Raw genomic sequence first — 22251 nt, 5'->3', positions numbered from 1 at the left:
AATGCCGATGTTACTCGAATGCCTGTCGCACTCGCCGCTCACAGGCTATTACGATCCCGCGCCCGAGGTGGTCGCGGAAGTGGCGCAGATTCACGCGGCGGCGCGTGAGCGTGTCGCCGGGTTCGATCCTGAACTGGTCGTCGTGTTCGCGCCGGATCATTACAACGGTTTTTTCTACGACGTAATGCCGCCGTTCTGTATCGGCGCGTCGGCCAGTGCAGTCGGCGATTTCAATAGCCTGGCAGGGCCGCTCGACGTGCCCGCCGATACCGCGCTCGAACTTGCCGAAGCCGTGTTGGCGAGCGACATCGACGTGGCGGTGTCGCACCGGATGCAGGTCGATCACGGTTGCGCGCAAGCGCTGGAAGTGCTCACGGGTAGCCTCGATCGCTATCCGGTGGTGCCTGTGTTCGTCAATTCGGTGGCGCCGCCGATGGCCTCGTGCCGCCGTGCGCGCCTGCTCGGCGACGCGTTGGGCCGCGTGCTCGCACGCTTGGACAAGCGCGTGCTGGTGGTGGGGTCGGGCGGTATCTCGCACGAGCCGCCGGTGCCGGAACTCGCCGGTGCCAGCGACGAAGTCGCGCAGCGGCTGATCGCAGGCCGCAATCCTTCCGCCGAATCGCGGGCGGCGCGCCAGGCGCGCACGGTTGCGGCCGCGCGTGCCTTCACGGCGGGCGACAGCCATTTGCATCCGCTCAATCCCGCATGGGACCGGGCGTTCCTCAAGCTGCTCGAAGACGGTGAGCTGACGGCGCTCGACGGTCTGACCGACAACGCGATCACGCGTGACGCAGGCAAATCGGCTCACGAGATCCGTACGTGGATCGCGGCGTTTAGCGCGCTGAACGCATGCGGGCCGTATCGCGCGACGCTCGACTATTACCGGCCGATCCCCGAGTGGATCGCGGGCTTCGGCGCGATGCACGCGCGTCCCGTTGCCGCCCACGCTTAACCGAACCAGGAACCTGCTATGAACACTCCCAGTCATGTCGAAGCGCTGGCCTTGCGGCTGCGCGAATCCGAACGCACGCGTCAGACGATCGCACCGTTGCGCGACGATGCATGTTTCGCCGGTCTGCAGAATGCGGCCGACGCTACGCAACTTGCGTACGCGGTGCAACAGCTGAACGTCGCGGCGCGCGTGGCGGCGGGCGAGCGCATCGTCGGGCGCAAGATCGGCCTGACCTCGCCGGCGGTGCAGAAGCAGCTCGGCGTTGACCAGCCCGACTTCGGCGCGCTGTTCGCTTCGATGGCGTATGGCGACAACCAGCCGATCCCGCTCGGCGAGCTGATCCAGCCGAAGGTCGAAGCGGAGATTGCGCTCGTGCTCGAGCACGACCTCACGCACGAGAAGCACACCTACGCCGACCTGATCCGCGCTACCGCCTACGCGGTCGCGGCGATCGAAGTGGTCGACAGCCGCATCGAGGGCTGGAATATCCGCTTCGTCGATACCGTGGCGGACAACGCATCGAGCGCGCGCTTCGTGCTCGGCAGCCGCCCGGTGCCGCTGCGCGACATCGATCTGGCAGCCTGCGCGATGACGCTTTCGCAGGACACCGAAGTATTGTCGCGCGGCAACGGCTCCGCGTGCCTCGGCAACCCGCTGAACGCCGCCATCTGGCTCGCGGACCGCATGGTCCAGCTCGGTACGCCGCTGCGCGCGGGCGATGTGCTGATGACCGGCGCACTCGGCCCGATGGTCGCGGTGACGCAGCCCGGCGCCTTCAGCGCGCAGATCGACGGGCTCGGCAGCGTCCGCGCGACTTTTTCCGCATAAGCAAGCACTCGACTGAGGACTGAAATGGCAACCGAAAAACTCAAGGCCGCGATCATCGGCTCGGGCAACATCGGCACCGATCTGATGATCAAGATCATGCGGCATGGCAAGCATCTGGAAATGGCCGCGATGGTCGGTATCGATCCGGATTCGGACGGTCTGGCCCGTGCCGCGCGCCTGGGCGTGGCGACCACCCACGAAGGCGTGGAAGGGCTTACGCGTCTGCCCGTTTTCAACGAGATCGACTTCGTGTTCGATGCCACGTCGGCCGGCGCGCACGTCAAAAACGATGCGCTGCTGCGCAAGCTCAAGCCATCGATCCGCGTGATCGACCTCACGCCCGCGGCGATCGGTCCGTACTGCGTGCCGGTGGTCAATCTCGACGCGCATATCGACGCGCCCAACGTGAACATGGTCACGTGCGGCGGTCAGGCGACCATCCCGATGGTCGCGGCGGTGTCGCGCGTCGCGAAGGTGCACTACGCGGAGATCGTGGCTTCGATCAGCAGCAGGTCGGCGGGTCCGGGCACGCGCGCAAACATCGACGAGTTCACCGAGACGACTTCGAAGGCGATCGAGGTGGTCGGCGGCGCGGCGAAGGGCAAGGCGATCATCGTGCTCAACCCGGCCGAGCCGCCGGTGATGATGCGCGACACCGTCTACACGCTCTCGGAGCTTGCCGATCGCGAGAAGGTCGAGCAGTCGATCGAGGCGATGGCCGCCGCCGTGCACGCGTACGTGCCCGGCTACCGTCTGAAGCAGAAGGTGCAGTTCGACGAAATCCCCGCGAGCGCGCCGCTGAACATTCCGGGCCTGGGCCGCTTCAGCGGCCTGAAGACTTCGGTGTTCCTCGAAGTGGAAGGCGCCGCGCACTACCTGCCTGCCTATGCAGGCAATCTCGACATCATGACTTCGGCCGCGCTCGCCACCGCCGAGCGCATGGCGCAATCGCTCGTGCAGGCATAAGGAGACTTTCACATGGACAAGAAACTCTATATCTCCGACGTGACGCTGCGCGACGGCAGCCACGCGATCCGTCATCAGTACTCTATCCAGAACGTGCAGGACATCGCCCGCGCGCTGGACCGCGCGAAGGTCGATTCGATCGAAGTCGCGCATGGCGACGGCCTGCAGGGGTCGAGCTTCAACTACGGCTTTGGCGCACACAGCGACCTCGAATGGATCGAGGCGGTGGCCGATGTGGTCACGCACGCGAAGATCGCGACGCTGCTCTTGCCGGGCATCGGCACGATTCACGACCTGAAGGCGGCATATCAGGCGGGCGCGCGCATCGTGCGCGTCGCCACGCACTGCACCGAGGCGGACATCTCGAAGCAGCACATCGAATACGCACGCGAACTCGGCATGGACACCGTCGGCTTCCTGATGATGAGCCACATGACCACGCCGGAGAATCTCGCCGTCGAGGCGAAGAAGATGGAAAGCTACGGCGCGACCTGCATCTACGTGGTCGATTCGGGCGGCGCGCTGACGATGAACGACGTGCGCGACCGGTTCCGCGCGGTGAAGGCCGTGCTGAAACCCGAAACGCAGACGGGCATGCATGCGCACCACAACCTGTCGCTGGGCGTGGCGAACTCGATCGTCGCGGTGGAAGAAGGCTGCGACCGCATCGACGCGTCGCTCGCGGGCATGGGCGCGGGTGCGGGCAACGCGCCGCTCGAGGTGTTCATCGCGGCGGCCGAGCGCATGGGCTGGAATCACGGCACCGATCTCTACACGCTGATGGACGCCGCCGACGACATCGTGCGTCCGCTGCAGGACCGGCCGGTGCGCGTGGACCGCGAGACGCTCGCGCTCGGTTATGCAGGCGTGTATTCGAGCTTCCTGCGCCATTCGGAAGTGGCCGCGAAGAAGTACGGCCTGAAGACCGTGGACATTCTCGTCGAACTGGGCAAGCGCCGCATGGTGGGTGGCCAGGAAGACATGATCGTCGACGTGGCGCTCGATTTGATGCGCGCGTCCAGCAAGGAGGCCGTTGCGTGACGAACTGACCTTGCACGGCTGGCCGCATGCTGGCCGTGCGAGGTCGATACCCCAGCAAGATCGCCACCAGAGCGATGCTGATTCAATATCGGAGACTTTTATGCGGCAATCAACGAATCGATCGGAAAGCGGCGCCCTCACCATCGGGCTGTGCCTCATCGTCGCGTTACTGGAAGGGCTGGACCTGCAATCGACCGGCGTCGCCGCGCCGCGTATGGCGCGCGAATTTCATCTCGCGGTCGCGCAGATGGGCTGGGCGTTCAGCATCGGCGCGCTCGGGCTGCTGCCCGGCGCGGCGATCGGCGGACGTCTCGCCGACAAGCTGGGACGCAAACGCGTGCTGATGTTTTCGGTGGCGCTGTTCGGCCTCTTCTCGATCGCGACCACCCAGGTGTGGGACCTCAACAGCCTGCTGGCGGCGCGTTTTCTGACGGGGCTCGGCCTCGGCGCCGCGATGCCGAACCTGATCGCGCTGTGCGCGGAAGCCGCGCAGCCGCATCAGCGCAACACGGCGGTGGGGGCGATGTATTGCGGCATGCCGTTCGGTGCGGCGCTCGCGGCGGTGATCGGCATCGTCAGTCCGGGCGATGAAGGCTGGCGGCATATCTTTTACGTCGGCGGGGTCGGGCCTCTGCTGGTGCTGCCGTTGCTCGCACTGTTTCTGCGCGAGTCGTCGCAGTTCGTGGCGGCGCGTTCGACGCGCAGCGCGTCGCGCGAGCCCAAGGCTGGCGTGGCGCGCGCATTGTGGCAGGAGGGCCGCGCCGGCACCACCGTGGCGTTGTGGATCAGCTACCTGGGCACGCTCATCGTGCTGTACTTCCTCATCAACTGGCTGCCCTCGCTGGTGTTGAGCCGCGGTCTCACGCGGGTGCAGTCGAGCGTGGTGCAGATGATGTTCAACATCGGCGGCGGGATCGGCGCAATTGCGATCGCGAGCCTGATGGACCGGGTCGGCCGTCGTCGCACGGTGGCGGGCATGTATCTGGGCATCGTCGTCGCGCTGGCGGCGCTGCTGGGCGCGAGCGGCGGCACCTCGATGGCGTGGGGCGGCTTGCTGGCAGGGCTGTTTCTGGTCGGCGGGCAGTCGGTGTTGTACGCGCTCGCCAGCAGCCTTTACCCGACGGACGTGCGTGGCACCGGCGTGGGCGCCGCCGTGGCCGTGGGGCGCCTGGGTTCGATTCTCGGGCCTCTGATCGCGGGCCAGTTGCTCGCCATTGGTCAAGGCGCTTCGGTGCTGTTGAGCGCGAGCATTCCGTTGATCGTCGTCGCGGCGGTCGCGGCATGGCTCGTGGTCGGCAAATCCGCGCCTCGTTATACCGCGGCTGCCGTGTAGTAGAGCCGCAACCTGACACACTTGAGCAGACTCGCCATCGATGGCGAGTCCGCGATTATTCAACTCGTGAAAGAAAGGAATTCAACATGAGCTCGCAAGCACCGGCAATCACCGAAGCATCCACCAGCCGATTCGTTCGCATCATTGAAGACGGTCGTGAGATGCAACTGCACTACAACGACGCGGGCCAGGGCAAGGGCCAGGGCAAGGAAACGGTCGTGATGCTGCACGGCTCGGGGCCGGGCGCGACTGGCTGGGCGAACTTCAATCGCAATGTCGAGCCGCTCGTCGCGGCGGGCTATCGGGTCATCCTGATGGATTGCTTCGGCTGGGGCAAGAGCGATCCGATCGTGTGCAAGGGCTCGCGCTCCGAACTCAACGCGCGTTCGCTGAAGGGGCTGCTCGATGCGCTCGACATCCCGCGTGTGCATATCATCGGCAACTCGATGGGCGGCCATAGCGCGGTGGCGTTCGCGCTTGCCGAACCGCAGCGCGTCGGCAAGCTCGTGCTGATGGGTGGCGGCACGGGCGGTCCCAGCCAGTTCGTGCCGATGCCGACCGAAGGCATCAAGCTGCTGCAAGGGCTTTACCGGAATCCGACGATCGAGAACCTGCAGCGCATGATGGACGTGTTCGTGTTCGACTCCAAAGCGCTCACGCCGGATCTGATGCAGGCACGGCTCGACAATATGCTCGCGCGCCGCGACCACCTGGAGAACTTTGTCGCGAGTCTCGCGGCCAATCCGAAGCAGTTCAACGATTTCGGTCCGCGACTCGGCGAAGTGGCCGCGCCGACGCTGGTGATCTGGGGGCGCGACGATCGCTTCGTGCCGATGGATGTGGGCCTGCGCCTTGTCGCCGGGATGCAGAATGCGGACATGCATATCTTCAGCCGCTGCGGGCATTGGGCGCAGTGGGAGCATGCGGACAAGTTCAACCGCATGGTCGTCGAGTTTCTGGGCAGGTAAGTCTGGTTGTCCGTTTGTCTTTTTGCCACTGGTGCCCGGCAAGCCTTCATGACGGCTTGCCGGGCACTGGCGTCTAGCATGAATCGCAGCGGGCGGCCCGCTGCGCGGCAGGGGGTGTGCGCTTTCTGTTCAGCCTTCGCGAGGCGCTCCCCGATATCACGAAACTGAGCGCGGCGAGCACCCACACGCCGGCCCCGCCATACACCATCACCCAACCGAAACTCCGCATCAACGCAGCGTGCACAATGCTGCCAGACGGATCGATCCGTGCGAGCGCCGGGATTGCCGCGCGGGTCGCTTCAACGCGGGTCGCTTCAACATCTCCCGCTGCAATTCTTTCCGCCAGCCGACCGAGTTCCGCCATGTCGAGCGTGGCCGGCACGCTTGTCTTCAGATGGTAGAGAATGCCGCCGACCAGGACGGTTCCCATCAACGCAATGTTGATCGCGAGCGTAATCATCCGCGCACTCATGTCGATGCCGGATGCCATGCCTGCTCGCTGCGTGGGCACCGAGGCGGTCGTCGTATTCGTCACAGGCGTGTTGGTGAGGCCGAGGCCGGCGCCGGCGAGCACGCAACCAGGCAGCATCGCCGTTACACCCGCATGCGCGACGCCGCTGCCGAGTTTCATCAGCATGAAGCCGAGGCCGATGCCGAAAATGATGCCCCATGCGCTGAACGCGCGGGCGCGCTCGGGGCCGTCGCTGAACTGGTGCGAAAGCACGACCACCTGACAGATGAGCATCGCGCCGCCGCTTGCACCTTGCATCAGACGCGCGGCGATCAGCATCGGCACGGTCTGCGCGAGTCCGCAGATCAGCGACGTGATGCCGAAGAGAGCGATGCCGATGACAAACATCCTGCGACGGCCGTAGCGGTCCGCCAGCGTACCGGTCGCCATCAGCACGGTCGTCACCGCGAGCGTGTACGCATTCATGATCCACTGCATGCCCTTGAAGTCGCCGTGCAGCACGTGTTCGAGTGTGGGCAGGATCACCGGCACGCTGGAGATTTCCAGGCCGAACATCAGCGACGCGAGGCAGACCGCGCCCAATGCCAGCGTGTTCTTACGGATGGCGAAGACGCCGGTGCGCACCAACCTTGTGCGTCACGGCGAGCGAGCGTGTGGTTACTAAACGGATGGTTCAAATTTTCAATTGGCAGGCGTGGTAATGCATCTTATTCTCATGTGAAAAACTATATTTCGCCGCGTAAGTCCTCTATAAGACATCTGTCTTAAGGCCTAGGCAATTGGCCTGAAAGCCTTATCTGGCGGGGCTCGGCCTATTCGAGTGAGGTTCCGGAATATGTTTGTTTAGCAGCGGAGCGAGGAAAACGCGCATATACTCACGGTCGGGCCGTAAAAGTAGTGCCGTGGGTTGTGCCGCGTCGCACCGTACCGTCGTGCCGCTTCGTCGCAATTCCGCTGGCTCAGCGTTACCAACGCGCTGTCTATCACCTCTTCTTGCAAAGCATCAAACATGTCCACACCGCCGAAGATCATCTACACCCTGACCGACGAAGCGCCTGCTCTGGCGACTTACTCGCTGCTGCCGATCGTCAAGGCGTTCACGCGCTCGTCCGACGTGATCGTTGAAACGCGCGACATCTCGCTCGCCGGCCGGATCATTGCTGCATTTCCTGACTACCTGACCGCGGAACAGAAGGCTTCCGACGATCTGGCGGAACTCGGTGGACTCACCACGCGTCCGGAAGCGAACATCATCAAGCTGCCGAACATCAGCGCGTCGGTGCCGCAGCTGAAGGCCGCGATCGCGGAACTGCGCGACCAGGGCTACAAGCTGCCGGCCTATCCGGACGAAGCGAAGACCGACGCCGAAAAAGACGCCAAGGCTCGCTACGACAAGATCAAGGGCAGCGCGGTCAACCCGGTGCTGCGCGAAGGCAATTCGGACCGTCGCGCGCCGCTGTCGGTCAAGAACTACGCACGCAAGCACCCGCACAAGATGGGCGCGTGGAGCGCGGACTCGAAGTCGCACGTGGCGCACATGAGCGGTGGTGATTTCTACGGAAGCGAAAAGTCGGCGCTGATCGCCGCAGCGGGCGCCGTGAAGATCGAACTGACGGCTGCCGACGGCACCAAGACGGTCCTCAAGGAAAAGACGGCCGTGCAGGCAGGCGAGATCATCGACGCATCGGTGCTGAGCAAGAACGCGCTGCGCAGCTGCATCGAAGCGGAAATCGCCGACGCGAAGAGCAAGGGTGTGCTGTTCTCAGTGCATCTGAAGGCCACGATGATGAAGGTGTCCGATCCGATCATCTTCGGTCACGTGGTGTCGGTGTTCTACAAGGACGTGCTGACCAAACACGCCGACGCGCTGGCGAAAGTCGGCTTCAATCCGAACAACGGTATCGGCGATCTGTACGCGCGTCTGAAGGATCTGCCAGCCGAAACGGCCGCGGCGATCGAAGCCGACATCAAGGCTCAATACGAACAGCGTCCGCAACTGGCAATGGTCAATTCGGACAAGGGCATCACCAGCCTGCACGTGCCGAGCGACGTGATCGTCGACGCGTCGATGCCGGCGATGATTCGCGAGTCGGGCAAGATGTGGGGCGCGGACGGCGCACTGCACGACGCCAAGGCCGTGATCCCGGACCGTTGCTACGCCGGTGTCTATCAGGCGGTGATCGAAGACTGCAAGAAGCACGGCGCGTTCGACCCGGTCACGATGGGCACGGTGCCGAACGTCGGCCTGATGGCGCAAGCCGCCGAAGAATACGGTTCACACGACAAGACGTTCCAGATTCCGGCGAACGGCGTGGTCCGCGTGACCGATGCAGCCGGTACGGTGCTGATCGAGCAAGCGGTGGAAGCGGGCGACATCTGGCGCATGTGCCAGACCAAGGACGCGCCGGTTCAGGACTGGGTCAAGCTGGCGGTCAACCGCGCTCGCGCGACCAACACGCCGGCCGTGTTCTGGCTCGACGCGGCTCGTGCGCACGACGCGCAGATCATCAAGAAGGTCGAGCAATACCTGTGCAACCACGACACCAGCGGTCTGGACATCCGCGTGATGACGCCGGTCGCAGCGACGAAGTTCTCCGTCGAACGGATTCGCGCCGGCGAGGACACGATCTCGGTCACGGGCAACGTGCTGCGCGACTACCTGACGGACCTGTTCCCGATCATGGAACTGGGCACCAGCGCGAAGATGCTCTCCATCGTCCCGCTGATGGCAGGTGGCGGCATGTTCGAAACCGGCGCTGGCGGTTCGGCACCGAAGCACGTTCAGCAACTGGTTGAAGAAGGCTTCCTGCGTTGGGATTCGCTGGGTGAATTCCTGGCGCTGGCGGCATCGCTCGAACACCTGAGCGACGCGTATCACAACCCGAAAGCTCAGGTTCTGGCGAAGACGCTGGATCAGGCGACCGGCAAGTTCCTCGACAACGACAAGTCGCCGGCGCGCAAGGTTGGCGGTATCGACAACCGCGGCAGCCATTTCTACCTCGCGATGTACTGGGCCGAAGCACTGGCCGCGCAAACCGAAGATGCGGCGCTGCAGGTGCAGTTCGCAGGCGTGGCGAAGGCGATGGCTGAGAACGAAGCGAAGATCGTCGAAGAGTTGGGCGCGGCGCAGGGCAAGCCGGTGAACATCGGCGGCTACTACCGTCCGAATGTCGAGCTGACGAGCAACGCAATGCGCCCGAGCGCGACGCTGAACAAGATCGTGGACTCGGTGGCTTAACGTCCCGAAGCTCGCGAAGCGTGCGAAAGCAACGCAGTACGCACTGCAGTAGGCGGTAAACATGACGATGGCGCTCTCGAGCGCCATCGTCATTTCTGCTCTCACGTGGCTAGCGTTCATGCCCGCGCTCACACGTGAACGATTTCCCAATCGGCGAGTTTGTCTGGAATTTCGAGTGTCGACGTGTCGACTTCGGACAGCGAGCAGGTCAGGCCGCGCGCAAGGTCGTCAGCCGCCTGTTGCGGGGTGGCGAACTCACCGAGCGTTTCGTTGCCGTAGGTTGCCTCCCAACCATCTTGTCCCGGCAAAATGTAGAACGCTCCCTCGGTCGAACCAAAGCGAAAGCCTTTCATTTTTGTCTCCCAATTGCCAATAAAGCCAATAAAAAAACCGCGGTGCCGTGGCGGCTTCGTGCGCAAGTTGGAGGACCGGTCAGACGGCGTTTTTTCCGTCCCATCCACTCGACTGCGCTGAAGCGCCTGCTCTTGTGAAAGAGTCTACGTCAGCGCATTGCGGCGCAAGTGGGCGTCAAACAGTTCGTTTTATTAAAAAATATCCTTTAAAAATAATGATTTGCGAATTTCATTTTGCGATGTGCAACGTGGGGCGACATTGCGAAATGCCGCATTTGTGCCACGCACCACGACTTTTTACGAAGCAACGGATCGTTTCGTATCATGAAATTTTCGCGCCCGGTGCGACCCTGAAAGCACGGGCGGCGCGCCACGGCCACTCGCAGCGCTTCTTCATCCGAATCAGGCGAGCACCCGGCGCAGGAATCCGAGCAGGACGCGATTGAATTGCGCCGGTCTTTGCAGCGGCGCGAAATGGCTGACGTCTCGCAGCAGAATCAAGTCCGCGCCGGGAATCGTGCGAGCGAGATAGTCGGCGTGCTCAGGCTTGATGAACTCGTCGTGCTCGCTCTGCACGATCGCAACCGGCACGCGGATGCGAGCCAGCTCATGCGCCGGATAATTGGGCTGCGTTCGCATCATTTCGCTGACCGCGCCGACGAACGCGTCGAAGTCGTCCGGTGTCGCCGACAGTTGCGCGTAGTCTTTCGCGTGCCGGCTGAAACAGCGGTCGATCGTCGGTGTCAGCACAAACTCCTTCGTGCCGCTCGGGTCCATGTTGCAGCCGAAGAAGAACACGCCCGCCACCCGCTCAGGGGCAACGATGCCGAGCACCATCGCGACGCACGCGCCGTCGCTCCAGCCCACCATCGCGGCCCTGTCCAGCTGCAACGTGTCCATCACGGCCAGCACATCGGTGGCCATCAACTCGTAGCGGTAAGGTCGCGCGTCACGCGTGCTGCGGCCGTGACCGCGGCTGTCGAGCACCACCACGCGGTGCCCCGCGTCGAGCAGCGGCGCAATCTGATAGCCCCAGTTGCCGCTATGTCCAAGGCCACCGTGCAGCAGCAGCACCGGCGCGCCAGCGCCATACGACGCATACCAGATGCGCGCGTTGTCGTGCTCGACGTAGCCGCTCATGTCCGATGGCGGCAGCGGCGGCGCCCCTTGCGCGGCGAATCGCTCGAGGTCGTCGTCGTGTGAGGCAGTCAAGGGGTGCATCGTGGTCTCCGTTGCGCGAGGGTTCGCTGGTTTGCCGCCATCGCATGGCCACCCGCGTCACAGCCAGCCGAGCCATCGCCACCACGTCGCGGCGAACAGCAGGAGCAGCAGATACCCGCAGATCGTCAGCGCGATGCCGACGCGTGCGAACTGGCGCGCGCTGAACGTGTCCGTGGCGAGGCACACCATGTTTTGCGGCGCGTTGATCGGCAGCATGAAACCGAAGCTGACCACATAGCCGAGCAGCATCGTCATGCCGAGGCGGTTGAAGTCGCCTTGCATGGACTGCAGCACGGAGATCAGGATCGGCAGCATCGCGGAAGTCAACGCGGTGGCGCTCGCGAAACCCAGGTGAATGACGATCAGGAAGGCTGACAGAATCGCAAACGCGGTGAACGTGCTCGCCTGATCGAGGCCGGTGTGATGCGCGACGAGGTCGCCGAGCCACTGGCCGGCGGTCGTGGTGAGCAAGGCCGTGCCGAGGCTGATGCCGACCCCGAAGACGATCACGGTGCCCCATGGAATGCGGTTCTGCACGGTTTTCCAGTCCATTACGCCGATGCGCGGCAACATCAGGATCACGAGGCCCACATAGGTGACGGAGGTGGTATCGAACGGATGCAGCTTGCCTTCCGTCGCCCAGAAGAACAGCAGGCCGATGGCGACGCCGAGCAGGCGCTTTTGCGGACCGGTCATCGAACCGAGTTCGCGCAGCGAGTGCGCGACTGCCTCTTTGCCGCCGGCGATGCTGTCGGCTTCGGGCGGCAGCATTTTCAGCACGATCACGAGCAACACGGCCGACATCACGATCGCCCAGGGCGCGCCGGCAATCAGCCACTCCAGCCACGTGACGCGTGCGCCGAGCATCTTGTCCATGAAGCCGATGGTCAGCAGATTTTGCGCGGCCGCCGTCAGGATGCCGACGTTCCAGATGCTGGTGGCCTGGGCGACCACGATCATGATGCCGGCGGCGATATTCGAGCGCCGGTCGACACCGAACGCCGAGATCACGCCGATCATGATCGGCACGACGCACGCGCTGCGCGCTGTGGCGCTCGGTACCACCAGCGACAGCACGATCGTCACGGCGATCGAGCCGAGCAGAATGCGCCGCGTGGTGGTGCCGATCAACGACAGCGTCACGAGCGCGATGCGCTTGTCGAGACCCGTGATGGTCATCGCCGCGGAGATGAACAGGGCGCCGGTCACCAGCGCGAGCGCCGAATTCGAAAAGCCGGCCAGCGCCATGGTGATGCCCGCCGAGGTGCCGTACAGCACGCTCGGGTCCTTGATGGTCGGCGCGGTGCCGATCAGGAACGCGATCAGCGACGTGATGACGATCGCGCTGGCTTCATACGAGATGGCCTCGGTCAACCAGACGACCACGGCGAACACGAGAATGGCGAGCATGCGGTGCCCGGCAGGCGGCAGCGTCGCGGGCAGCGGCAGCGCCAGCACCACGATCATCGCGACGACGCTCGCGATCAAACCGATCGGCAAACCGCGTTTGGCCGGTGCGGAACCTGCATCGGGTCGAGCTTCGGGTTTCGAGACGTTCATGCTGGTCACTCCTATGGAGGCGTGCTGCTCGTCTGGATCCTTCGTTTCAAACCGTGGCATGGGTGAAGCAAAACCGGCGTGTGTCGCATCACCGGCTTCCGGCCAGCCACCGCGCGTGAACGGCGTGCGCGGCGGCAACTACATCAGTGGCGTCGGCGCTGCTAACGCCGCCCGTCAGGCGCCCGCTTTGCTCAACTCATGCGCGCGCCGCAGCCGTTCGCGGCTGTTGCTCAGATGCATGCGCATCGCGGCACGCGCGTCGTCCGCGTCCTGCCGTTCGATTGCGCGATAAATCATCTGGTGCTCGTTGAGCACGTTGCGCAGCAGCTCGATCTGGTCGAGTTCGGCGATCTCGGCGGAGCCGAGCCGTGTGCGCGGGCTCACCGAGCGGCCGAGCTGGCTGAGCACGTCGAAGAAATAACGGTTGCCGCTGGCACGCGCGATCTGCAGATGAAACTCGATGTCGTGCGCCAGCGTATCGGTGCTGCCGCGCTCGAGTTCGGACTCGAAACGCACCAGCGCCGCCCGAATCTGCTTGAGGTTCTGCTCGGTGCGTCTCGTCGCGGCGAGCGCCGCTGCGGCGGCTTCGACGTCGATGCGAAATTCGATGATGGCCATCACGTCCAGCATGCTGGACAGGTCCGCGGCGGAGAGCTGCATCGGCCTTTCGGCGGCCGGCGCCCGCACGAACGTGCCGATGCCGTGACGCGTCTCGACCACGTTCGCCGCCTGCAGACGCGAGATCGCCTCGCGCACCACGGAGCGGCTCACACTGAGCTGCTTCATCATCGCGACTTCGGTGGGAATGCGGTCGCCGGGCCTCAGGGCGCCGCGGCGAATCTCATCGGAAAGGGTGGCCACCACCTTCTCAGTTAGGCTGCTCATTTTTGTGGCTGGTTGACTAATCGGCTGGAATGCGGACGCTCACGCGCCAATGACAGCGGCCGTGTCGGCCCGGCTATTGCCGCGCTGGCCGACGGCGGTGACGACGATGCCCACCGCCGGATTTCCGCAGAGTATTGCACAGGACTTTACTCGATTCTCGCGCGCCCGGCCGAGCGCTTGTCAGCTATTTCACGGCCCGCGAGAGCATGCGTTGGCGGCAGAAAATTTAGTCATCAGACGTCCGAGCGGAATTGATGTTTCGCGGCCAAAATAGGCTGTTCGATCTGTACATCCGCTATATTTAGCAAGACTATAGCAGGGTAAACACCCAATTGGAGCCGGAAAACAGATCAAGGTAGACTGTCATCGGACAACATAACACGTGACTCACGATGAACTCGCCGCCTCGTCCGGCTGCACCGCATCGCGTTCGATCAAGCCACCGGCGCGGCCGATACTGGAGACAACCTTGACATCTGCTCTCACCACTGCAATCGACCCGTTAGATTCCGCGGTTTCGAAGGTCAAGCGGCATGTACTGCCGCTTTTTCTGATCATGTTCATCGCGAACTACGTCGATCGCGTGAACATCGGCTTCGTGAATGCGCACATGCGGGCGGACCTCGGCATCGGCGCGGCGGCGTACGGCCTGGGCGCCGGCCTGTTCTTCATCGGCTATGCGCTGTTCGAGGTGCCGTCGAACGTGTTGATGCAGAAGTACGGCGCGCGTGCATGGCTCACCCGCATCATGGGCACGTGGGGGCTGGTCGCGGCGGCCATGGCGTTCGTGTGGAACGACACCTCGTTCTACGTGCTGCGCTTTCTGCTCGGCGTTGCCGAAGCCGGCTTCTTTCCCGGCGTGGTCTATTACTTCACGCAGTGGCTACCGCAGAAAGAACGCGGCAAGGCCGTGGCGATCTTCCTGTCCGGCTCGGCCCTCGCTTCTGTGTTGTCGGGTCCGATCACCGGCGCGCTGCTGTCCATTCGCGGATTCGGCCTGCAAGGCTGGCAGTGGATGTTCCTGATTGAAGGCGGCTTTTCGATCCTGTTGTGCGGCGTCAGCTGGATACTGCTGAAATCGCATATCCGCGACGCGACGTGGCTCACCGCTGAAGAGCAGACCGTGCTTGCGCGGTCGATCGCGATGGAGCAGGCCGAACGCGACACGCACGGCGGCGCGCACCTGCCGGCCATGAAGCTGCTGAAGGACCCGCAGATTCTGCTGTTCTGCTTCCTCTACTTCGCGATCCAGCTGACCATTTATGCGGCCACCTTCTGGCTTCCGACCATCATCCGCAAGATGGGTGGACTCTCCGACTTCGAGGTCGGCATGCTCAACGCGATTCCGTGGCTGATTGCGATGGTCGCGATGTATTGCTTTGCCTTGCTGTCGGCGAAATGGCGCTTTCAGCAGGCATGGCTGGCCGTGGCGCTGGTCATCGCGGCGTGCGGGCTGTTCGCGTCGACTTCGGGCAATCCGGTTCTGTCGTTCGTGGCGATCTGTTTTTCGGCGATCGGCTTCAAGGCGGCATCGTCGCTGTTCTGGCCGATTCCGCAGGGCTACCTCGATGCACGCGTGGCCGCCGGGGTGATTGCGCTGATCAACTCGGTCGGCAACCTCGGCGGGTTCTTCGCGCCGGCCACGTTCGGTTATCTGCAGCAGCATACCGGCTCGATTACCGGTGGCCTGTATGGGCTCGGCGTGGCCTCGCTGCTCGCGGCGGCGGCCGGTTTTCTCACGCGCAATCGGCGCGGCGATCGCAACATGCTGCCGGATCCGTTGCACAGCAAGGCCCATTGACTACACTGACGTCCACCACGGCCGATCACAGGTCTCGCGCTTCTCAGTTTTCATCCGGCACAGGTAGGGAACGCGATCGCAGGTTGCGATGCGTTCCACCCGCCGGTTCGCTACTCCATGGATCTTATTGTCATGTCCACGACACCTTTTGAATCGAACGCTACGCCGATCGTTACCGAGCTGCGCGTCGTGCCGGTCGCCGGCCGCGACAGCATGCTGATGAATCTGAGCGGTGCGCATGGCCCGTTCTTCACGCGCAACATCGTCATCCTGCGCGACAGTGCGGGTCACACCGGCGTCGGTGAAGTGCCGGGCGGCGAGAGCATCCGCAGGACGATCGACGACGCGCGGCCATTCGTCGTCGGTCAGTCGATCGGCAATTTGCAAGCTGTCCTGAACAAGGTGCGCACGCAATTCGCGGATCGCGACGCCGGCGGCCGCGGCCTGCAGACCTTCGATCTGCGCACCACCATTCACGCCGTGACCGCGCTCGAAGCCGCGCTGCTCGACCTGCTCGGCCAGCACCTGGGTGTGCCGGTCGCGGCTTTGCTCGGTGAAGGCCAGCAGCGCGATGAAGTGGAAATGCTGGGCTACCTGTTCTATATCGGTGACCGTGACAAGACCGATCTGCCCTACGCGAGCGGCGCCGATGGCCGCGACGACTGGGAGCGCGTGCGCACCGAGCAGGCGCTGACCCCTGAAGCCGTCGTGCGGCTGGCCGAGGCGGCGCACGCACGCTACGGTTTCAACGATTTCAAGCTCAAGGGCGGCGTGCTGCCCGGCGACGCCGAAATCGAAGCGGTGACCGCGCTCGCCGAACGCTTCCCCGACGCGCGTGTGACGCTCGACCCGAACGGCGCCTGGTCGCTGGCCGAAGCGGTGCGCCTGTGCCGCGACCAGCACCACGTGCTCGCGTATGCGGAAGATCCGTGCGGCGCGGAGAACGGTTATTCCGGCCGCGAGGTGATGGCCGAATTCCGCCGCGCGACCGGCTTGCCGACGGCGACCAACATGATTGCCACCGACTGGCGCCAGATGGGTCACGCGATCCAGTTGCAGTCGGTCGACATTCCGCTCGCCGATCCGCATTTCTGGACCATGCAAGGCTCGGTGCGCGTCGCGCAGATGTGCAATGACTGGGGCCTCACGTGGGGCTCGCATTCGAACAATCACTTCGACATTTCGCTCGCGATGTTCACGCACGTGGCCGCCGCGGCACCGGGCAAAATCACGGCGATCGACACGCACTGGATCTGGCAGGACGGTCAGCGTCTGACGCGCGAGCCGCTGCGGATCGTCGGCGGCAAGGTCAAGGTGCCGCAGGCGGCAGGCCTCGGGGTCGAGCTGGACATGGACCAGATCGAGAAGGCGCATGCGCTGTATCAGCAACATGGCCTGGGCGCACGCGACGACGGCGTGGCGATGCAATACCTGATTCCGAACTGGAAGTTCGATAACAAGCGGCCGTGTCTGGTGCGTTGAAATCGGAGTGAGCAGGCCGGCGACGCGCGGAGCCGCGCCTGGTTGCCTGCGTTCGACGCCGCTCGCGCGACGGCGTCGAAGCGGCCGATGCGTCACTCAGCAGCACTCAACCGCGCTGGAACATGACCTGTCAGATCCGCTGCACCAGCAACGCCGTCGCCAACGATGCCACGGCGGTCAACCACCGGCCGATATGAATCGACTGCACCAGCGCATCGCGTGCAGCGCTCAGTGTCACTCAGCAGCACTCAACCGCGCCGGAACACGACCTGCGAGATCCGCTGCACCAGCAACGCCGCGGCCAGCGATGCAACGGCGGTCAACCACACGCCGATATGAATCGACTGCACTAGTGCATCGCGCGCCGTATCGATCAACGCGAGCGTATCCAGCCCCGACGATTTCATATCCGCGATCAGCTTCAGGCGCGACGCTTCATCGATCAGGATGCGCAGATCGACGAAGCGCGGCCGCCATTGCGACGCGGCCGGCTCGCCGAGCACGCTGATCGTGCGTGTCACCACATTGCGGTAGTGATGCGAGACCACGGTCGCGACGATGCTCGTGCCGAGCATGCCGCCGACCATGCGCGTCGACTGCAACAGCGCGGTCGTAATGCCGAAGCGTTCGCGCCCGGCGATCTCCTGACCGAACACATTCAGATTGTTGAGGATGAAGCCGAGGCCGATGCCGACCGCGGCCATCGGCAATACGATCCGCAGGCGCGGCGTGTCGGGATTCGCGAACGCCAGCGCGATCGATGCGAACAGCAGCAGCCCGAAGCCAATCGACAGAATCCGCGTGGGCTTCCTCATGTGAATCACGATGCGCGTATTCAGCACGCTGCCGAGCGCGATGCATGCGGCGATCGGCGTGGCGATCAGGCCGGCCTGCTGCGGCGACAGTCCGAAGCCGCCTTGCAGCAACAGCGGCGCGAAGAAGATCAGCGAAAACATCACGAAGCCGGACAGCATGCCGAGGGTGAACAGCGTCACCAGTTGCGGATTCTTGAACAGGTCGAGCGGAATGATGGGATGCGTGGCGCGCTTTTCGCAGATGAACAACGCGATCGCCCCGGCGATCACGCATACCGCCAGCACGAGATTGCCGCCGGTCAACCCCTGTTTCGGCACCGCTTCGATGACGACCTGCAAACCGGCAAGCACCGCGGCGACCAGCGCCGCGCCGAGCCAGTCGATCTTCACTTCGCCTTCGTGCGGACGCCGGAAGCTCGGCAGATGCATCCAGATGAAGTAGAGCGCCGCCGCGCCGACCGGCAGGTTGATCAGGAAAGTCGAGCGCCAGCCCCAGTGCTCGCTCATCCAGCCGCCCAGCGACGGTCCGGCGGCAGTGCCGATGCCGTATGCGGCGGCCATCACCACCTGCCAGCGAACCCGTGCGCGCGGATCGGGGAAGAGATCCGGGATCGATGCGAACGCGGTGCCGACCATCATCCCGCCGCCGACCCCTTGCAGGCCGCGTGCGATCACGAGAAACAGCATGTCGTTCGCGACACCGCACAGCACCGACGCCGCCGTGAACGTGATCACCGCGGCGATCACAAAACGCTTGCGGCCGAAGTAGTCGCCGAGCCGCCCGAAAACCGGCACCGTCACCACCGACGCCAGCAAGTAGGCACTGGCGATCCACGCGAAGTATTCGAAGCCATGCAACTCGGCGACGATGGAAGGCAACGCGGTGCTGACGACCGTCTGGTCGAGGGCGACCAGCATATTGACAAGACCGATGCCGAGCATCGCGAACAGGGCGTTTCGAAAGGGCAGGGCAGTGGCAGTCGGATTCACGTATCTGGCAAACGGCTGTTCGGAATGGGCACTGCGCGGCAGAACGCAGATCAGGGTCTTGACGATGGGAGTCTTACAGTTGTCTGACCTCCTGAGGTGATTATACGGGTTTCCCCTTATCCAGGACGACTTCTCATGCGCACAAGGCAAAGAAGCCGCGCTACGAGGGCACGGCACGTCGGTTGAGCGGCGATGCAACGCCGATTCAGCGTCGATACAACGCCAACGAGCGACAGAGATACGATCTCCGCGACTCGGCGTGACGAACATGGTAATTTTCGTTCCCGGTACACATCGATCGATGTCCTTGTGGAGGATTCCCACCTGCGCCGCGCTCCGACCTTTTCGCTCGACACCACGCCTTGCAAGCGGACCGCGCCCGTGCGGGCTGCGGCCCGCGTTCGCCGCGTGGCGCTGCGCTCTTGCGCAGGTATCGTCGCCGCCGCATCGCTGTTTTGCACAACTAACGTTGCGGCAGCGGACGCGAGCGCCGGCTTCGTGTCGCTGTATGGCGTGCTGGACACCAGCATCGAAGTCACCGACCCCGGCTCCGGGTGGACGCCGCGCATGGACTCCGGCGCCTATCGCGGCTCGCGATTCGGGCTGCACGGTTCGGAGCCGATCGGCGCCGGCACGGCGATCGTGTTCACACTGGAAAACGGCTTCAGCTCTGCCGACGGTACGTTGCAAACGCCCGGTGTGCTGTTCAACCGCCAGGCGTGGATCGGTGCGCGCGGCGCATGGGGCGAGCTGCGCTTCGGCCGCCAATACTCGCCGATCTACATCCCGTTCAAAGGCAATCTCGATGCGTTCGGCGCCGGCACGATCGCGTCCGGACTCAACAATTTTTCGAAGATCACGCCTTATGCCAGTAACGCGCTCGCGTATCTGTCGCCGCCGGTTGGCGGCTTCAGCGCGACCCTCATGATGGCGACGCGCGATCCGTCGGAGAATGACGGCAATGGGATCGACGGCTATTACGTTACCGCCGAATACCAGATCGACGCACTACGGCTGCTCTTCGCGCGACAGCAAACGCACGGCGCAGGCGCGCTGCGGGCCCATCTCGGCGGCGCGAGCTACGCGTTCGGCAGCGTCGACGTGTGGCTCGCTTTCTTCAACGGCGACGGCGGCACGCCGCTCTATCACGGCGCGGGCGGTTCGCTGTCGGCTCAATACAGCTTTTCGGCGCATGCGCGGGCGTCGGTCGGCTATGCGCATGTGCGCGACTATGCCACTGCGGGCGCGAGCGCCGATCAGTTCAGCGCGGCATTCGAATACGACTTCTCGCGCACGCTGCTGCTGTATTTCAGCGCTGCCTATCTGGCGAATCACGACGACGCCCGCTTCACGCTGCGCGGCGTCAACGTGGTCGGGCTGCCGGTCGCCTATCCCGGCGCGCCCGTCGCAGGCGTGCAACTCGGCGTGATTCAGCGATTCTAGTCAGCGCGGCGCTGGACGGTCGCGCCTGTTGTCTCAACCAGGATTACTATCACTGCACACCTCTCAACCGTTGTTGCCGGACTCTTCAAAAAGGAGTCAATCATGGATCGCAATGATGTCACGAAGAAAATCCTCGCCGCGAAGGTTGCTGGCAAGCTGACGTGGGCCGAGATCGCCGCGGAGATCGGCAAGAGCAAGGAGTGGACAACCGCCGCGCTGCTCGGTCAGATGACGCTCGATGCAAAAGAGGCTGGCGTCGCCCGCGAACTGTTCGACCTCACCGATGAAGAAACCGCGTGGTTGCAAATCGTCCCGTACAAAGGTTCGCTGCCGACCGCGGTGCCGACCGACCCGCTGATCTATCGCTGGTACGAGATCGTCAATGTGTACGGCACCACGATCAAGGAGTTGATCCATGAGGAGTTCGGCGACGGCATCATGAGCGCGATCGACTTTTCGCTGGATATCCAGCGCGAGCCGAATGCGAATGGCGACCGGGTGCGGGTGGTGCTCAGCGGCAAATTCCTGCCCTACAAGTCGTATTGATCGCGTCATCCGGCCAGCGCAAGCGGCACGCCCGGCAGACTGCATGCGCTCGATCGCGAAGCGGGTCGTTCATGCGCGCCGTGCAACGCTGCGGCGCGTCGGCAGAACTCACCGCACTGGCGCTATGCTAGCGGGCTTTTCCCACACCCAGGAGCAACCGATGAAGCAGCCAGCAGGATCGATGATCACGTTTAACCGCCCCGATGGCGAGCAGGTTCAGGGCTATCTGGCGAAGCCGCAAAAGCAGGCGGGCGCGCCCGCCGTCGTCGTGATTCAGGAATGGTGGGGCTTGAACGAGCAGATTCGCGGCGTGGCGGACCGCCTCGCGCAGGCTGGCTATTTCGCGCTGGTGCCCGATCTGTACCGTGGCAAATCGACGGTGGAAGAGGAGGAGGCGCACCATCTGATGAGCGGGCTCGATTTCGGCGACGCCGCGACGCAGGACGTGCGCGGCGCGGTCCAGTATCTGAAGCAGCACGCGGCGAAGGTCGCCGTGACTGGCTTTTGCATGGGCGGTGCGCTCACGTGGCTCGCGCTGTGCAACGTCCCGGAGCTGTCGGCCGGTGCGGTGTGGTACGGTTTCCCGCCGCTCGAGTACATCGACGCGTCCAGAATCAAGGTGCCGGTGCTCGGTCACTGGGCTTCGCAAGACGCGTTCTTCGCCGCTGAAACGGTCGATGCATTGGAGAAGAAGCTGACCGAGGCCAACGTCGATATCGAGTTCCACCGCTATCTGGCGCATCACGCGTTCGCGAACGAGACGGCCGTCGGGCCGGGCCGTATCGCCGGAACGCAGTTCGATGCGGTCTGGTCGCAGCAAGCGTGGGACCGCACATTGACGTTCTTCGGTCGCACGTTGTGGAAGTAATGAGCGTTGCGGTGTGCCGGCACGTTTGCGCGACACACCGCAAAGCGTCCGGACAATCCGCACCGCAATGACGCACATCAGGCTCGGAGCTTCGAGCCGCCGTCCACACGCAGCGGTTCACCAGTAAAAGCCAGCGCGCGGTGTCCGACGCGAGCAAGACCACTGCGCCGCCGATATCGGCGGGTCGCGCCACGCGCTTCAATGCCAGCATGTTCAGCGTGACTTCGCGCCCTGCGTCGGTGTTCGCGAAGTTCGTCGGACATGTCCATTTCGACGACGCCCGGCGCGACCGCATTCACGCAAATGCCGCATTCACCGAGGGCGAATGTCAGGCCGTCGTGATAACCGGTGTGTGTTGATCGCAGTCACCGCTCGCGCTCGCGCAATCGCCTGCAAAATCGCACTCACCGCGCAATTGCCATGAAGCGTTCCAGTGCAAAAGTCCCATCCGATCTGCTGGCGGCGTATCGATTCGTTAACCTATACTCG

18 protein-coding genes and 1 pseudogene are annotated in these 22251 nt (G+C 63.9%); 12 read left to right on the top strand and 7 right to left on the bottom strand.

Annotated features, from left to right (window positions below; translation table 11 throughout):
• The first annotated feature begins 1 nt into the window (after position 1).
• The 6 genes from BN2475_RS15355 (at position 2) to BN2475_RS15330 (ending at position 6088) form a co-directional block, all read left to right on the top strand.
• Positions 2-952 (top strand): 3-carboxyethylcatechol 2,3-dioxygenase, encoded by a 951-nt coding sequence (locus BN2475_RS15355; protein WP_094780348.1) that lies wholly within the window; start codon positions 2-4, stop codon positions 950-952.
• Positions 953-970: 18 nt separating this feature from the next.
• Positions 971-1780 (top strand): 2-keto-4-pentenoate hydratase, encoded by an 810-nt coding sequence (gene mhpD / locus BN2475_RS15350; protein WP_094780347.1) that lies wholly within the window; start codon positions 971-973, stop codon positions 1778-1780.
• 24 nt (positions 1781-1804) lie between these two features.
• Positions 1805-2746: an acetaldehyde dehydrogenase (acetylating) gene (locus BN2475_RS15345; RefSeq protein WP_094780346.1), complete on the top strand. Its 942-nt coding sequence runs from the start codon at positions 1805-1807 to the stop codon at positions 2744-2746.
• A gap of 12 nt (positions 2747-2758) precedes the next feature.
• Positions 2759-3787, top strand: coding sequence for a 4-hydroxy-2-oxovalerate aldolase (mhpE, locus tag BN2475_RS15340; protein ID WP_094780345.1), 1029 nt, complete (start codon positions 2759-2761; stop codon positions 3785-3787).
• A 100-nt stretch (positions 3788-3887) separates the two neighbouring features.
• Positions 3888-5120, top strand: coding sequence for a 3-(3-hydroxy-phenyl)propionate transporter MhpT (gene mhpT, locus BN2475_RS15335; protein WP_094780344.1), 1233 nt, complete (start codon positions 3888-3890; stop codon positions 5118-5120).
• Positions 5121-5206: 86 nt separating this feature from the next.
• Positions 5207-6088, top strand: a complete 882-nt coding sequence (locus BN2475_RS15330) for an alpha/beta fold hydrolase (RefSeq protein WP_094780343.1) — start codon at positions 5207-5209, stop codon at positions 6086-6088.
• Between the two features lie 73 nt (positions 6089-6161).
• Here the strand turns inward: BN2475_RS15330 and BN2475_RS15325 are convergent, their stop codons facing one another.
• Complete coding sequence (locus BN2475_RS15325) at positions 6162-7184, bottom strand: MFS transporter (protein ID WP_425435535.1); 1023 nt, start codon at positions 7182-7184, stop codon at positions 6162-6164.
• A 385-nt stretch (positions 7185-7569) separates the two neighbouring features.
• On the opposite strand from BN2475_RS15325, the gene BN2475_RS15320 reads away from it, so the two are divergent.
• Positions 7570-9798 carry an NADP-dependent isocitrate dehydrogenase gene (locus tag BN2475_RS15320; protein WP_094780342.1) on the top strand — a complete coding sequence of 743 codons (2229 nt, stop codon included), beginning with the start codon at positions 7570-7572 and terminating at the stop codon, positions 9796-9798.
• A gap of 128 nt (positions 9799-9926) precedes the next feature.
• On the opposite strand, the gene BN2475_RS15315 is transcribed toward BN2475_RS15320, so the two are convergent.
• The 4 genes from BN2475_RS15315 to BN2475_RS15300 form a co-directional block, all read right to left on the bottom strand.
• Positions 9927-10151, bottom strand: a complete 225-nt coding sequence (locus tag BN2475_RS15315; RefSeq protein WP_094780341.1) for a hypothetical protein — start codon at positions 10149-10151, stop codon at positions 9927-9929.
• Between the two features lie 402 nt (positions 10152-10553).
• Positions 10554-11372 carry an alpha/beta fold hydrolase gene (locus BN2475_RS15310; RefSeq protein ID WP_094780340.1) on the bottom strand — a complete coding sequence of 273 codons (819 nt, stop codon included), beginning with the start codon at positions 11370-11372 and terminating at the stop codon, positions 10554-10556.
• Positions 11373-11429: 57 nt separating this feature from the next.
• The gene (locus tag BN2475_RS15305) at positions 11430-12932 is read right to left on the bottom strand and encodes a DASS family sodium-coupled anion symporter (RefSeq protein ID WP_094780339.1); all 1503 of its coding nucleotides are present in this window, start codon (positions 12930-12932) and stop codon (positions 11430-11432) included.
• Between the two features lie 174 nt (positions 12933-13106).
• Entirely contained in the window at positions 13107-13817 is a 711-nt protein-coding gene (locus BN2475_RS15300) for a FadR/GntR family transcriptional regulator (protein WP_094780338.1), read from the bottom strand.
• A gap of 469 nt (positions 13818-14286) precedes the next feature.
• Between BN2475_RS15300 and BN2475_RS15295 the strand changes: the two genes are divergently transcribed.
• On the top strand, positions 14287-15618 hold the full coding sequence (locus tag BN2475_RS15295; RefSeq protein ID WP_094780391.1) for an MFS transporter: 1332 nt from the start codon (positions 14287-14289) through the stop codon (positions 15616-15618).
• Positions 15619-15750: 132 nt separating this feature from the next.
• The gene (gene gudD / locus BN2475_RS15290; protein WP_094780390.1) at positions 15751-17100 is read left to right on the top strand and encodes a glucarate dehydratase; all 1350 of its coding nucleotides are present in this window, start codon (positions 15751-15753) and stop codon (positions 17098-17100) included.
• Positions 17101-17348: 248 nt separating this feature from the next.
• Here gudD and BN2475_RS15285 read toward each other — a convergent pair whose 3' ends face one another.
• Complete coding sequence (locus tag BN2475_RS15285; RefSeq protein ID WP_094780337.1) at positions 17349-18857, bottom strand: MFS transporter; 1509 nt, start codon at positions 18855-18857, stop codon at positions 17349-17351.
• Positions 18858-19337: 480 nt separating this feature from the next.
• Here BN2475_RS15285 and BN2475_RS15280 point away from each other — a divergent pair, with 480 nt between their 5' ends.
• The 3 genes from BN2475_RS15280 to BN2475_RS15270 all read left to right on the top strand — a co-directional run bounded on the left by BN2475_RS15280 (position 19338) and on the right by BN2475_RS15270 (position 21762).
• Positions 19338-20348, top strand: coding sequence for a porin (locus BN2475_RS15280; protein WP_425435536.1), 1011 nt, complete (start codon positions 19338-19340; stop codon positions 20346-20348).
• 102 nt (positions 20349-20450) lie between these two features.
• Positions 20451-20894, top strand: coding sequence for a cyanase (gene cynS / locus BN2475_RS15275; protein WP_094780336.1), 444 nt, complete (start codon positions 20451-20453; stop codon positions 20892-20894).
• 160 nt (positions 20895-21054) lie between these two features.
• Positions 21055-21762, top strand: coding sequence for a dienelactone hydrolase family protein (locus BN2475_RS15270; RefSeq protein ID WP_094780335.1), 708 nt, complete (start codon positions 21055-21057; stop codon positions 21760-21762).
• A 77-nt stretch (positions 21763-21839) separates the two neighbouring features.
• On the opposite strand, the pseudogene BN2475_RS35550 reads toward BN2475_RS15270, so the two are convergent.
• Positions 21840-22085, bottom strand: a pseudogene (locus tag BN2475_RS35550) (SDR family oxidoreductase); the annotation flags it as partial.
• Positions 22086-22251 lie beyond the last annotated feature (166 nt).

It is taken from the genome of Paraburkholderia ribeironis (genome assembly GCF_900019265.1).
In the GTDB taxonomy this organism is placed as follows: Bacteria; Pseudomonadota; Gammaproteobacteria; order Burkholderiales; family Burkholderiaceae; genus Paraburkholderia; species Paraburkholderia ribeironis.
This window is presented reverse-complemented; position numbering and strand designations above follow the sequence as displayed.

Coding starts and splice junctions, on each gene's coding strand:
- BN2475_RS15355 (WP_094780348.1), top strand. CDS start 2: ATGCCGATGTTACTCGAATGCCTGTCGCACTCGCCGCTCACAGGCTAT.
- mhpD (WP_094780347.1), top strand. CDS start 971: ATGAACACTCCCAGTCATGTCGAAGCGCTGGCCTTGCGGCTGCGCGAA.
- BN2475_RS15345 (WP_094780346.1), top strand. CDS start 1,805: ATGGCAACCGAAAAACTCAAGGCCGCGATCATCGGCTCGGGCAACATC.
- mhpE (WP_094780345.1), top strand. CDS start 2,759: ATGGACAAGAAACTCTATATCTCCGACGTGACGCTGCGCGACGGCAGC.
- mhpT (WP_094780344.1), top strand. CDS start 3,888: ATGCGGCAATCAACGAATCGATCGGAAAGCGGCGCCCTCACCATCGGG.
- BN2475_RS15330 (WP_094780343.1), top strand. CDS start 5,207: ATGAGCTCGCAAGCACCGGCAATCACCGAAGCATCCACCAGCCGATTC.
- BN2475_RS15320 (WP_094780342.1), top strand. CDS start 7,570: ATGTCCACACCGCCGAAGATCATCTACACCCTGACCGACGAAGCGCCT.
- BN2475_RS15315 (WP_094780341.1), bottom strand. CDS start 10,151: ATGAAAGGCTTTCGCTTTGGTTCGACCGAGGGAGCGTTCTACATTTTG.
- BN2475_RS15310 (WP_094780340.1), bottom strand. CDS start 11,372: ATGCACCCCTTGACTGCCTCACACGACGACGACCTCGAGCGATTCGCC.
- BN2475_RS15305 (WP_094780339.1), bottom strand. CDS start 12,932: ATGAACGTCTCGAAACCCGAAGCTCGACCCGATGCAGGTTCCGCACCG.
- BN2475_RS15300 (WP_094780338.1), bottom strand. CDS start 13,817: ATGAGCAGCCTAACTGAGAAGGTGGTGGCCACCCTTTCCGATGAGATT.
- gudD (WP_094780390.1), top strand. CDS start 15,751: ATGTCCACGACACCTTTTGAATCGAACGCTACGCCGATCGTTACCGAG.
- BN2475_RS15285 (WP_094780337.1), bottom strand. CDS start 18,857: ATGCTCGGCATCGGTCTTGTCAATATGCTGGTCGCCCTCGACCAGACG.
- cynS (WP_094780336.1), top strand. CDS start 20,451: ATGGATCGCAATGATGTCACGAAGAAAATCCTCGCCGCGAAGGTTGCT.
- BN2475_RS15270 (WP_094780335.1), top strand. CDS start 21,055: ATGAAGCAGCCAGCAGGATCGATGATCACGTTTAACCGCCCCGATGGC.